This is a genomic window from Streptomyces sp. NPDC111628, assembly GCF_055635195.1.
In genome coordinates this window covers 187421-199429 of record NZ_JBVKBZ010000004.1, presented here as the reverse complement: position 1 = coordinate 199429, position 12009 = coordinate 187421, and the positions used below count along the sequence as shown (strand labels likewise).

Below are 12009 nucleotides of genomic sequence, written 5' to 3'. Positions count from 1 at the left end.
GCCGCGGCTCACCAGAGTCCCTTGAAGACCTCGGTTTCGAACCGCACCTGGGCACGGTCCAGTACGTCGTCCCCGTCACGACCGTGCGCGCTGAGCCAGTGGAGGAGGTCGGTGATCACGGAGATCGCCGCCTCCTCCCCCTCAGTGACGCCGAGCCTGCCGGGTCGAGACCCGGACCTGGCTCCGTGGTCGCCGTACAAACCGATCACCGTCTCGACCTGGGTCATCCTGAGACAGCCGTCATGACCGCTCACCGGCGGCAGCCCCGTGGCGAGTTCGCACCAGGTGACCTTCCCATCGGCACCGAGCTGGACGCCCCACCGATCCGTTACCGCCCCGACGAGGGCCATTCCGCGCCCCCCTTCCGACTCGAAGTCGGCAGCGACGACCTTGGGCAGCGCGCGGGTGTCCGGGTCGTGGACCTCGATGCGCAGGGACGGGCCATTCAGCTGCACCGCCAGCTTCGTCGGAGTACCGACACCCACGTGAGTGATGACATTGACCACGAGTTCGGTGACGCAGAGCTGCGCCTCGTCCACAAGATCCCGCAGGCCCCACGCCCCGAGATGCGCCCGCACCTCTCGTCGTAGTACCGCCACCTCCTCCTTCAGGGCAGCGAACTCCACAGCCCACGACGGCTGCGTCATGCAAGCAGTTGGGATCACTCCCGACCTCCCACGCTCGTGGGTCCGAGCAGCCGCCAGTGCGCCGCGCCGGTCCCGCACCGGTCGTCCTGATTGCCAGCATGGCCGGCGCGCATCTCGCCGTACAATGTGCACGGAGAGAATCCCACCTTCGGGTGATTGGCGGACGGACCCCTTGTCACAGAGACTGAACGCCGTTCGGACGAAGGGGGCCCTGATGGCCGGATCACCGACGGCACGCCGCCGTCGCCTCTCCATCGAGCTGAAGAAGCTTCGTGAGAAGAACTCTCTGACCTGCGCACAAGTGGGTGCCGCCCTCGACTGGAGCGGTTCCAAGGTCAATCGCATGGAGACCGGCAGCGGAAGGGTTCAACCGTCCGACGTGGACGTCCTCTGCCGCTTCTACGAGACCACGGACGAACTGCGCGAGTTTCTCAAGTCGCTGGCCCGGCAGGCCAAGACACGCAGTTGGTGGCAGGTCCACGGCTCGGGCGTACCCGAATGGTTCTCCATCTACATCGGCCTCGAACAGGACGCCTCCACGCTGCGGCAGTACCAGTGCGAGGTGCTGCCCGGACTGCTCCAGACGGAGCCGTACGCCCGTGAACTCCACACGTGCGGCTCCTACATGCCGCCCGAGGACATCGATCGAGCGGTGAGAGTACGCCTGGAACGTCAGTCAATGATCAGTGCACCCGATGCTCCCGACTGCTGGTTCGTCGTGAGCGAGGGAGCGGTACGCAGAGTCATAGGAGACCGCGAACTGATGCGGGCCCAACTGGAACACGTGTTGGACGCCGTGCAGCGCCCGAGCGTAACGCTCCAGGTACTCCCGTTCGACGCCGGCACCTGCCCGACCACAGGCCCGTTCACCGTGCTGGGCTTCCCGGACCCGGAGGACCCGGACGTCGTGTACCGGGACGGCATCACCGATGCGATGTACCTGGAGGGCGAACCTCACGTCCGGGAGTACAACAGAGCCTTCGACGAGTTGCGCGCGGCGGCCCTGAGCCCGCGGCGCAGCATGCAACTGATCAACAGCGTGATGAAGGAGTCGACACGATGAACACCGAACTCGATGGCCTCGGCGAGACAGGGCCGTCGCTCACTTGGATCAAGTCGTCCCACAGCAACGGCGCGGGAGGCGAATGCGTGGAGTGTGCCGCCGAGGACGGTCGGACATACGTGCGCGACACGAAGACCGGTGGCGCCCTCATGACCTCCGTGGGCGTCGCCGCTTGGCATGCCTTCACGCGGGCCGTGGGTCGGGGTGAGCACGACTCGCCGGCCTGAGCCGCCCTGCTGGCCGGCCACGGGCTCCCCGGCGACAGAGATGACTTCCAGACCGATCCGCAGCGCGCACTGGAAGGTTCGTCGCAGGCCGACCTGCCGAGCGTGGCCGCAGGGACGGCGAACTACCGAGGCCGCATCCGAGAGTTGTCGTGACCGTTCGAGCAGCACAGCCGGCCAAGGCCCGCATGGCAACGGGGAAGCCTCAGGCCTGGCCGCCGCCCTGCCCGTCGCCCCCATCCTCGACGATCTTCAGGTCGGCTCGCTTCCCGGCATACGGATCTGGCGCGTCCGCGGGAATGCCCTGCACCGCCTGCCCCTGCGCCGCGCCGTTTCCGTTGAAGACGAAGTCGGGCCGGATACGCCAGTTACGGCCCTCTGGGTAAATGAAGCCCTGAGAGGCGAGCTGCTTGAGGGCGCGGGAGACGGAAGCCTGCGACATGCCCACCTGCTCGGCGAACTTCACCTGGCTCTCGATGAGGACCAGGCCGTGATCCTTGCGGTTCTGGAGGGCGCACATCTTGTGGAACAGCTTGTACGCGCTGACGCTGAGGTCCGCGTCGGCGAGGGCGTTGTGGGCCGCGTATCCCATCGTGGTGAAACCTCCTCCCCTGAACCAGAGGCCGTGCGCGGCAGAGGCCGAGGAGTGGACGGTGAAGTCGTTCACCTCACCCGTCCGCTTGTTCACGGTCTCGATCCGGGTCACTCGCCGGGCCGCACGCACAGAGTACTCCCAAGGGTGAATGAGGGACGCGTAGCGCTGACTGATCCGATCCAGTGCTGCCACTGACTGATGCAGTGATGAATAGACTAGGCGAAATATTCTGCACTGAATGAGCTTATCCAGAATCGCAATACGTGTTCCACGTTCTTGCAGGTCAGCGCCCCGAGCTCGCTCGTGCGTCTTTAACAGGTAAGCGCCCCGCCGTCCTGGCTCAGCTCACATCCTCGTGAGCGGGCGCCGCCGTCCACCTCCAGCCATCGTGGGTGTCCGTCCTCTTCGAATGGACGTGGTCGATGACGGGACGTGGCTGATGGAGGCACACGTGACGGACGACCGTCCGGCCAACCCGCCGCCGTGGCGGGCTTTCGGGGGCTGAGGTATGCAGGCTCGTGGATGTCATGAAGGAGCGGACCGACAGGGCTGGCGCATCCAGGGCCGTCACACGGTGCGCGCGGTACCGCGACGCCGAGGCCCCGGACGGTCCACGACCTTGCCGGACCACCATGTCGCAATGTCGTGACAGTGGGTATACGAACACTCGTCTCAGCGTGTCGTCGCCACCACAATGAGCCCATGGCTTCCATGAGAAGGCACAACACGACTGGGTGGAGGGGCGTGTGAGCAGTTCATCGGGCGCTCCCTTACCGACCCCGCCCCGGCCCTCCGTACCGCCACCGGGACCAGGACCGGCACCGGGCAGGCGTCGCCCTGGGGAACTGGCGGCGTGGATCTCCGCGATCACGGGTCTGCTTGGGCTCGCGCTCGGCTTCGTCGGCCTGCCGGCTCTGGTCACGCCGCCGACGGGGGTGCAGGTCACGACCACCGTCACCGCCACGGTCACGGCGACAGCAACGGTGACCGCCCCCGCCGACCCCTCGCCCGCCGCGGGCGGCTCCGCCTCGCCCACACCGACCAACACCCAATCGTCCGCGGTGTTCCGGGCAGCCACGGTGGAGATCGCTGATGACTACGGGATCGATCTGGACGACGACCCACTGCGGCCGGTCTCCAGGGATGAGGACAAGGAGCTGTACTGGTACCAGGGAAGCCTATGGGCAGGCAAAGGGGCGGAATTGGTCATACTGGAACGCAAGGAAAGCAGCACGTTCGAGACCTGCAGCACCGTAACTCGGTTCCAGGACAGGGTTTCGGTGTACATGGAGAACGGTGCGCGGTTCTGCGTCCTCTCTTCAACAGGGCTGATCGCCCTCGCCGAGTACGTCAGAGGTGGGTCAGGAGAGGAATACATCACGCTCAAATTCACCATCTGGAAGGGAAGTTACTAGCCTCACCACTGATCGCCCGGGAGGTCTTCCATGCTGCGGTGGCCGCGTTCTGCGAAGTCGCGGATTTGATACTCCCGCACCTCCGAGGTACTCCGAGCTGCCGCCCACGCGTGGCAGAGGCACGGGCGGAGCGGAGGGCCATCGGGTTGATGGCGCGGCACCCGTCGGCAGGGCAGGCGACGGCCTGATAGAAGTTCGTGCAAGTCGCTGGCACACCGAGCTTCGACCGCGCAAGCCTGGTCACCTCGGCAGACATCAATGCCACCGGAGGACATCATGGCGCTGCACCGCCTGGGCAAGGACCCCGAGAGTCCCAACAACGGGTCTCCGACCGTGTACCTGGACGACGAAACCGGGAACTACATCCTGCAGGGCTGGCGAGTCACAGACGCGGAGCGCCTGGCCCAGCTGGACATCCCTGGGCACGAGACGGTGATCGAGTTCCCCAGGCGCATGATGCAGTTCTTCCCGGAGGTGAGCGGCGGTGCCGCAGCCGACGTTTGAGGAGCTCTTCCGCTCAGTCCGGCACAGCGCTCTTCACTTGGAGATGCGCGATGCCTACGACCTCGATGCGGACTACCGCGAGTGGTCGGCGGGCCACCGCTTCGACCCGGCGGAGCGCTGGCCCTGGTGGATCGAACTCGTCTCCTCGGCCGTGGCTCGCGGCGTGGCCGTGCAACGCGCCCGCGTCGTCTCCGAGCCGCTGTCCTCCTACACCCGCTACGAGTACGAGCTGACCAGCGGGCACAACGTCAAGGCCGGTGAAGACGTCCGCTGGCTGCCCCGCAGGCGGGCGTCGGACCTTGCGCTGCCGGGGAACGACTTCTGGCTCTTCGACGACAGCGCCGTCCTGATCAACCACTTCACCGGGGACGGGACCATGACGGGCGAGGAACTGGTGACAGACCAGGCCGTCGTCGGCCTCTGTTCCTCCGCCTTCTCCGCCGTCTGGGAGCGAGCGATCCCCCATGAGGAGTACCGGCCGGCCTGACAGGGACCGCCCCTCGCCGCAGTCCATGTCCTCACACTCCATGTCCTCGTCATCCAGCGTCCAGCAGGCCCGGGAGGCCCTGGGCAAGCGACTGCGCGAGATCCGGAAGGACTCGGGTCTCACCGCGCGGGAGCTTGCTTCCAGGGCGGGCTGGCACGAGAGCAAGTGCAGCCGCATCGAGAACGGACGTACGCCACCCTCCGACGACGATCTGCGCGTGTACACGCTGCACTGCGCCGCGGCCGACCAGACGGCCGACCTGATCGCCGCGGCCCGCAACATAGACGGTGCCTACGTCGAGTGGCGCCGCATGGAGCGTTCCGGACTGCGTCGCGCCCAGGAATCGGTCATTCCACTGTGGGAGCGAACCCGGCACTTCCGGGCGTACTCGTCGTGGCTCATACCGGGACCGTTTCAAACACCCGCGTATATCAGGGCCCTTCTGATGTCGATCCGTGACCGCCGCGCGCTGCCTGACGACCTTGAGGCAGCCGTCGACGTTCGCGTGGACAAGCAGCGCGTCCTGCACGAGGGCGCACGCCGTTTCGCCGTAGTGCTGGAGGAGAGCACCCTTCGGCACCTGATCGGTGGTCCCGAGGTCATGGCTGGGCAGCTCGGACACCTGCTGTCGCTGGCCACTCTCCCCAACGTCAGCCTGGGCGTGATTCCCCTGAGCACGGACCGTACGGCGCTATGGCCCGTCGAGGATTTCTGGATCTTCGACGACTCCCAAGTGAACGTCGAGTTGGTCTCCGCCTTCCTGACCATCACACAGCCGCACGAAGTCGGCATGTACGCGCGGACCTTTTCCGCTCTCGCCGAGTCGGCGGTCTACGGCACCCCCGCACGCACTCTGATCACCGCGGCGATCGACTCACTCGGATGACTGCGTGCAAGTTCGCACACGTTGGTTGAGGGGCGGTCTCCGGCCTTCCTAGCTTGGTCGCCATGGAACTCATGGAATTCACGGACAGGGAGCGGGAATTCAGCCCCGCGGTTTCCTCCCGGGCCCCCTGGGCGATGCGGTTCGTCACGGACCGTCTTCCGGTGTCCCCTGCCCCCTACACGTCCGTCACCCTCAACCCGGCCACCCAGACCGCCCGCTACACCGACGTCGTGGGCCGGGTGGTGGAGATGGGCAAGCACGGGACCTCGCGGACGTGCGGTACGGCATCCGTGTCGGGTGGCGGGGACGGGCAGCAGCCTCAGCCCCAGTCTCAGGACGACAACACCACCGACTACGAGTCGGACTGAACGATGGCTCGTACCGTGCTGGTGGTCACCGCTCTGGAGGACGTGACCGCGGACTGGGTCGTCGCCGCGCTGAACGAGCGCGAGGTGCCCGTCGTGAGGGTCGATCCCGCCGACATCGGGCCAGGTCTGGCCTTCGGCTTCCGCCTCGACGGCGAGCCCGCCTGGAGCGGGCCGCTGCGTACGGGGAGCCGAGAGGTGAACGTGGAGGAGGTTGGCGCCGTCTACTGTCGGCGCCCTACTCCGTACCGGCACAGATTCGCGCAGTTGCCGCGACAGCAGCGGGACTTCGCGGCGGCCGAGGCTCGGTACGGACTCGATGGTGTCCTGCACGGTCTGCGTCGGGCTCGGTACGTCAACCACCCGGCGGCCGTGGCGCGCGCGGAGTTCAAGCCGGGGCAGCTCCAGAGGTTCGTCGAGCTGGGGTTGCGGATTCCCGCGACGCTTGTCACCAACGACGTGATGGCGGCCCGGGACTTCGCCGCGGAGCATCCGTCCGTCGTCTGCAAGACCTTCCGAGGGTTGCCGCCCGGTGAGGACGGCCGTGCCGGTGCCATCTGGACGCAGCGCGTCCACTCCGACGACTTCGACGACTCGCTCTCGGTGACGGCACACCTGTTGCAGGCCGAGGTGCCGAAGGTCGGTGACGTGCGGATCACCGTGGTCGGCCCGTGTGTCTTCGCCCAGCGGATCACCGCCCGGCACGGTGCCGTCGACTGGCGGCGCGGGGACTGGGGCGATCTGGTGCACACACCCGTCGCCGTCCCCTCGGTCGTTGAGACCGCCCTGCACCGGTACCTGGCCGCCGCCGGTCTGGTCTTCGGGTGCTTCGACTTCGCGCTCACCGGTGACGGGAGTTCTCCTGACGACTGGTGGGCGATCGAGTGCAATCCGAACGGACAGTGGGGCTGGCTTCCGGACGCGCCCGCGATCACCGAGGCCTTCGCGGACATTCTGAGCATGGAAGGGATCAGTAGCAGCTCATGACTCTGCCCACAGACCTCGACAACGACGCGAAGGCACTGCGCCTGGCCATGGTGAGGGAGCTCGCCGAGGCCGGTGCCGATGCCGATGCCGACCCCGGGTTCCCGTTCGACCCGGCTTGGCTCGCCACCGCGCGCAAGGTGCCCCGCCACCTCTTCGTGCCCGGCTTCTACCTCCCCGCCGGCCAGTGCGACGCACACGGACCGACGCTGTGGGAGCCGGTGACGTCGCGGATCGACTACGGGCGTTGGCTGGCCGCCTCGTACTCGGACACCACGTTGATCACCCAGTTCGACGGCGAGGAGACCGACTGGGAGCAGCCGGCCGTCCGGCACGGTGGAGCGCCCACGTCGTCGTCGACGCTCCCCTCGCTCGTCCTGCGCATGTGGTCGGACGCGGATGTCGTCGACGGACACACGGTCCTGGAGATCGGCACGGGGACCGGATACTCGACCGCGCTCGCCTGCGAACGGCTGGGCTCGTCCCATGTGAGCAGCGTCGAGGTCGACGCCGTCAGGCTGGAGCGAGCGGCCGACGCCCTGTACGGCTACGGCTGCACACCGACGCTGGCCCGGGCCGACGGGCTGTACGGGTACTGGCCCGAGGCCTGGTTCGACCGGATCGTGGCCGCTTGTTCCTTCCGGTCCGTGCCGCCCGCTCTGCTCAGACAGACCCGCCCCGGCGGTAAGGTCCTGCTCCCCCTGTCGGGGTGGCTCTACGGCAACGCCCGCGTCCTGCTCACCGTTGCCGGGGACGGGACCGCCGAGGGGCCCCTGCTGTCCGGCACCATCTCCTTCATGCCCGCCCGGACCCATGCGGCACCGGCATTCGGGAATCCCTCGGACTGGGCAGCCGGGCTGCACGAGGAGCGGTCCCGGTCCGTGCGGCACGCACCGGAGCGGCTCACGGCTGCGACCGAGGAGGCCTTTCACCTGCGGTTCCTCGCGCAGAGTGCCGTACCGGACGCGCAGATGGTCACGGTCGACGGGGTGCTGCACCTCATCGACGTGGTTTCCGGGTCCGCCGCCACGCTCACCTCCGTCGGTGGGGAGTGGAGTGTCCGGGAAGGCGGTCCGCTGAAGTTGTGGAGCCGGATCGAGGACATCATCAACGCCGTCGACGCCGCGGGACGGCCTGGACCGCAGACGTACACACTGCGGGTGGACGGCGACGGGCAACACCTGCTGCACGCACAGGTGCCGCGGCTGGAACTGCCGCTGGAGCGCTGAGCGGCAGGGTGGGACCCCCTACCCCAACGACCGGAACCACCGCACCACCGCCGTGGTCCCCGCCTGCTGGGAACCCAGGTGGCGGGAGCCGCCGTAGTCGGGGGTGCCGAGGTCGATGAGTGGGGCGTGGACGCCGCGGGCGTGCAGGGCGGCGTGGCAGTGGGCGGTGTTCGCGGTGACGGCCTGTTCGTCGGCGTCGGCGTAGTAGAGGCGGATCGGTACGCGTGGCGTCCAGTCGGTGCAGACGCCGTCGGCGATGCGCAGGGCGGCCGCCAGGCGTCCGGTGGGGTGGGCCAGCATCGCCCGGCCCCGGGGGGTGAGGAGCGCGTCGACGGTGTCCGGGGTGCCCGCCTCGACCTCCCGGCCGGAGTGGGTGCCGTCCAGCAGGCCTTCGATCGTCCGGGCGTACGGTGCGCGGAAGGCCTGGGCCGGGGTGTCGTACAGGTGGTGCAGGCGGTTGAAGGCGACCAGGGTCAGGGCCGCGTAGATCACGCTTGCCTTCGGCTCGGTCCGGCCGGCCAGCAGGGCGGGCAGTTCCGCGTCGCGGAAGGCGTACGCGCCGCTGATGGGCGCCGCGGCGCGCAGGCGGAACCAGTCGTCGTCGCCGTCCTGCAACGATCTGGCCAGTCCCAGTGCCGCCGAGGCGCCCTGCGAGAAGCCGGTGACCAGGACGTCGCGGCGCAGCTCGCGGCCCTTCGACCTCGCGGCGGCGCGGGAGGCGCGCAGCATGTCGAGGGCGGCCGTCGTCTCCGACGGGACGTCCATCCAGGGATGCGGGCCGGGGCCCGAGCCCAGTCCGAGGTAGTCGGGGAGCACCGCGGCGAAACCGGCGGAGGCGTGGGTGAGGGCGGGTGCCTGGTCCCAGACGCTGGTCGACACGGAGGCGACGTCGGTCTTGGACAGTTCGGTGCCGTGGGTGAAGGAGACGGTCCGCAGGCGCCGTTCACCGTTGCGCGGCAGGGCCAGCAGGCCGCTGGCCGTGGTGGGGCGGCCGTGCGGGTCGACGGTGCGGTACACGATCCGGTAGGTGGTCAGGCCGTACCGTACGGCGCCGGTGTCCCAGGCACCGGCCTTGTCTCCCGCCAGTTCGGCCGCGGCCTCGCGGGCGGTGAGGGTGCGCAGGCGCTCGACGGACACGAGCGTGCCCCGCGGTGAGTCCGGCGTGACCTGCGCGACGGCGGCGGGCCTGGGGGCGCCCGTCGTCGTCGCGGCCATGGCCGTCGTGCCGCCCGCCGTCAGCGCGACCGAGATCGCCGAGATAGCCGAGATCGTCAGTATGCTGCTCATTCGCCTCATGCCGTGACCGTAGGTATCCGTCGGCGGGGGCAGCCATCCGGTCAACCTCCAAGGGGTACGGGGGTTTTCCTCAGGGTGGCCGCGCCCCCGGCGCGTCAAGTACGGCAGCAGGTCCGCGTCGAACCTCGCGAGGTCACCGGGTCGTCGGCGGCGCGCCCGTCGCGGCGAGGGACAGGTCCCAGAGGCGGGCGGCGTTGTCGGGGTCGACGGCGTGCGGGCGTACGCCGTTGTCGTCCATGGGGGTGTCGGGGGCGAAGACGCGGGCGACGTCGCAGTCCGCCAGGTAGAGGCCGCCCCGGCCGTCGAGGAGTGGGGAGGTGGCGGCCCACAGGCCGGTGGCGGCGCCTTGGGAGGGGGTCTTGAAGTCGGCGGCGACGACGTTGCGGTGCTCGTCCACCCAGCCGGCGTCGATCTGTTCCTGGAGCGGCATCTCCCGCTGGAGGCCGGTGATGATCTTGCCGGGGTGGAGGGCGAACGCGCGGATGCCGTCGTCCTTGCCGAGGGCGTCGAGGTGCACGGCGAACAGGGCGTTGGCGGTCTTGGCCTGGCCGTAGGCCAGCCACTTGTCGTAGCCGGTGCGGAAGTGCGGGTCGTGCCGGCGGATGTCGGTCATGGCGTGTCCGGCGGAGCTGTACGCCACGACCCGCGCTCCGTCCGCGGCGGCCAGGAGCGGGTAGAGCTCGCAGGCGAGCGTGAAGTGCCCGAAGTGGTTGACGGCGAACTGGAATTCCCAGCCGGGCCCGACGCGCCGCTCCGGAGTGGCCATGACTCCGGCGACGGCCATCAGGAGGTCGATCCGGTCGATACGGTCGCCGATGTGCGCGGCGGCGGAACGGACGCTGCCGAGGTCGGTCAGGTCCATGGGGACGACCTCGCTGCCCTTCACGTCCCGCAGGGCGGCTCGGGCGGTGTCGGGTCGGCGGGCGGGAACGAGGACCCGGGCCCCGGCGGCCGTCAGGGCCCGGGTGGTCTCGAGGCCGAGCCCGGAGTAGCCCCCGGTCACCACGGCGGTCAGGCCGGAGAGGTCGTGGCCGGCCATGACGTCCTCGGCGGTGCCGGTGGCGGAGAAGGGCGAGTTGAGCGGCTGCTGATCGGTGTGGGTCATGCCGCCGACGCTACGATCTAGAGCGAGGTCTAGATCAAGCCCTGGGGTGAGCTGCGTGACCAGCACCGAAGTAACCGGGCAGTCGCTGAGCATCGGCGAGGTGGCCGACCGGACCGGACTGAGCGTGCACGCGCTGCGCTTCTACGAGCGCGAGGGTCTGCTCGTCGGGCCGGTCCAACGCACGTCGGGCGGCAGACGGCGGTACAGCTCCTTCGACGTCGACTGGCTGCTGATCTGCGTCAAGCTCCGCGAATCCGGCATGCCGCTGGCCGACCTCAAGCAGTTCGCCGAACTGGTGCGCCAGGGACCGGGCAACGAGGCGGAACGGCTGCGGTTGCTCGACGCTCATCAGCGGCGCGTCGACGCACAGATCAAGGCGCTGGAGGAGTGCCGGTCCGTCATCGCCTGGAAGGTCGGCATCTACGCCGAGCACCTCGCGCGCGGCGAAGCCGGTGGGCTCTGGGATCCTACGGCCTGAGGCCGTGGCGCCCGGGAAGGCCGTGTCACGCGGGCGGGCGTAGCGCCCGGTCGGGCGTTTCAGCGACGCCTTGGTCGGATATTCGCTGTCGCGCCCGCCCCATGAGGGCGCAGGATGACGGCCATGACTCTGGCCACCCCCACCCTGGACACCGATCGCCTGCGGCTGCGACCCTTCGCCGAGGACGACGCGGAGTCCCTCTACGCCATGCACAGCAGCAGGCAGGTGATGCGCTACTGGGACTCCCCGCCGTGGACCGACCGGGCCCGCGCCGGGCGCTTCGTCGCGATGTGCCGGAAGATGGCGGACGAGGGCACGGGCGTACGGGTGGCCGTCGACCGGGCCTCCGACGGCTCCTTCGTCGGCTGGTGCTGCCTGGTCGAGTGGAACCCGGTCTACCGCAGCGCGTCGCTGGGTTACTGCCTCGACGAGGCGATGTGGGGCCACGGCTATGCGACGGAGGCCGCGCACGCCCTGCTGCGGTGGGCGTTCGACACGCTGGACCTGAACCGGGTGCAGGCCGAGGCCGATACGCGCAACGCGGCGTCCGCCCGGGTGCTGGAGAAGGTCGGGTTCGTGCGCGAGGGGACGTTGCGGGAGGACTGCGTCGTCGACGGCGAGGTGTCCGACTCCTGGGTGTACGGGCTGATCAGGCGGGAGTGGCGGCCGTCGGCCGGACCGCTTTGACGGCGGACCAGCCCCCGGTGGTCCGCTTCACTCCGATCAGGCCG

15 protein-coding genes are annotated in these 12009 nt (G+C 69.0%); 11 read left to right on the top strand and 4 right to left on the bottom strand.

All coding sequences use genetic code 11. The annotated features are described in order from the left end of the window. Positions 1 to 8 precede the first annotated feature (8 nt). A complete protein-coding gene (locus ACZ7MF_RS22885; protein WP_471479230.1) occupies positions 9 to 647 on the bottom strand; it encodes an ATP-binding protein in 639 nt (212 codons plus the stop codon). A 214-nt stretch (positions 648 to 861) separates the two neighbouring features. On the opposite strand from ACZ7MF_RS22885, the gene ACZ7MF_RS22880 reads away from it, so the two are divergent. After that, on the top strand, positions 862 to 1710 hold the full coding sequence (locus tag ACZ7MF_RS22880) for a helix-turn-helix domain-containing protein (RefSeq protein WP_471479228.1): 849 nt from the start codon (positions 862 to 864) through the stop codon (positions 1708 to 1710). Further along, the gene (locus ACZ7MF_RS22875) at positions 1707 to 1937 is read left to right on the top strand and encodes a DUF397 domain-containing protein (RefSeq protein ID WP_471479226.1); all 231 of its coding nucleotides are present in this window, start codon (positions 1707 to 1709) and stop codon (positions 1935 to 1937) included. The genes ACZ7MF_RS22880 and ACZ7MF_RS22875 overlap by 4 nt, the downstream gene beginning before the upstream one ends. 202 nt (positions 1938 to 2139) lie before the next feature. On the opposite strand, the gene ACZ7MF_RS22870 is transcribed toward ACZ7MF_RS22875, so the two are convergent. Beyond that, the gene (locus ACZ7MF_RS22870; protein WP_471479224.1) at positions 2140 to 2721 is read right to left on the bottom strand and encodes a hypothetical protein; all 582 of its coding nucleotides are present in this window, start codon (positions 2719 to 2721) and stop codon (positions 2140 to 2142) included. 554 nt (positions 2722 to 3275) lie between these two features. On the opposite strand from ACZ7MF_RS22870, the gene ACZ7MF_RS22865 reads away from it, so the two are divergent. From ACZ7MF_RS22865 to tgmC, 7 genes are all read left to right on the top strand, one after another. Further along, positions 3276 to 3944: a hypothetical protein gene (locus ACZ7MF_RS22865; RefSeq protein ID WP_471479221.1), complete on the top strand. Its 669-nt coding sequence runs from the start codon at positions 3276 to 3278 to the stop codon at positions 3942 to 3944. 276 nt (positions 3945 to 4220) lie between these two features. Beyond that, on the top strand, positions 4221 to 4448 hold the full coding sequence (locus ACZ7MF_RS22860) for a hypothetical protein (protein ID WP_030180050.1): 228 nt from the start codon (positions 4221 to 4223) through the stop codon (positions 4446 to 4448). 43 nt (positions 4449 to 4491) lie between these two features. Then, positions 4492 to 4935 (top strand): DUF6879 family protein, encoded by a 444-nt coding sequence (locus ACZ7MF_RS22855; RefSeq protein WP_471480092.1) that lies wholly within the window; start codon positions 4492 to 4494, stop codon positions 4933 to 4935. A gap of 40 nt (positions 4936 to 4975) precedes the next feature. Continuing rightward, complete coding sequence (locus tag ACZ7MF_RS22850; RefSeq protein WP_471479218.1) at positions 4976 to 5821, top strand: helix-turn-helix domain-containing protein; 846 nt, start codon at positions 4976 to 4978, stop codon at positions 5819 to 5821. A gap of 62 nt (positions 5822 to 5883) precedes the next feature. Continuing rightward, positions 5884 to 6189 (top strand): putative ATP-grasp-modified RiPP, encoded by a 306-nt coding sequence (locus ACZ7MF_RS22845; protein WP_471479216.1) that lies wholly within the window; start codon positions 5884 to 5886, stop codon positions 6187 to 6189. A gap of 3 nt (positions 6190 to 6192) precedes the next feature. After that, positions 6193 to 7173 carry an ATP-grasp ribosomal peptide maturase gene (tgmB, locus tag ACZ7MF_RS22840; protein ID WP_471479214.1) on the top strand — a complete coding sequence of 327 codons (981 nt, stop codon included), beginning with the start codon at positions 6193 to 6195 and terminating at the stop codon, positions 7171 to 7173. Beyond that, positions 7170 to 8399: an ATP-grasp peptide maturase system methyltransferase gene (gene tgmC, locus ACZ7MF_RS22835; RefSeq protein WP_471479212.1), complete on the top strand. Its 1230-nt coding sequence runs from the start codon at positions 7170 to 7172 to the stop codon at positions 8397 to 8399. The genes tgmB and tgmC overlap by 4 nt, the downstream gene beginning before the upstream one ends. Before the next feature lie 18 nt (positions 8400 to 8417). Here the strand turns inward: tgmC and ACZ7MF_RS22830 are convergent, their stop codons facing one another. Beyond that, on the bottom strand, positions 8418 to 9686 hold the full coding sequence (locus ACZ7MF_RS22830) for an alpha/beta hydrolase family protein (RefSeq protein WP_471479210.1): 1269 nt from the start codon (positions 9684 to 9686) through the stop codon (positions 8418 to 8420). Positions 9687 to 9828: 142 nt separating this feature from the next. After that, a complete protein-coding gene (locus ACZ7MF_RS22825; protein ID WP_471479208.1) occupies positions 9829 to 10800 on the bottom strand; it encodes an SDR family NAD(P)-dependent oxidoreductase in 972 nt (323 codons plus the stop codon). A 55-nt stretch (positions 10801 to 10855) separates the two neighbouring features. On the opposite strand from ACZ7MF_RS22825, the gene ACZ7MF_RS22820 reads away from it, so the two are divergent. Together ACZ7MF_RS22820 and ACZ7MF_RS22815 are read left to right on the top strand one after the other, a co-directional pair. Continuing rightward, positions 10856 to 11278, top strand: a complete 423-nt coding sequence (locus tag ACZ7MF_RS22820) for a MerR family transcriptional regulator (protein WP_471479206.1) — start codon at positions 10856 to 10858, stop codon at positions 11276 to 11278. A gap of 123 nt (positions 11279 to 11401) precedes the next feature. Beyond that, on the top strand, positions 11402 to 11965 hold the full coding sequence (locus ACZ7MF_RS22815; protein ID WP_471479204.1) for a GNAT family N-acetyltransferase: 564 nt from the start codon (positions 11402 to 11404) through the stop codon (positions 11963 to 11965). Positions 11966 to 12009: the final 44 nt, after the last annotated feature.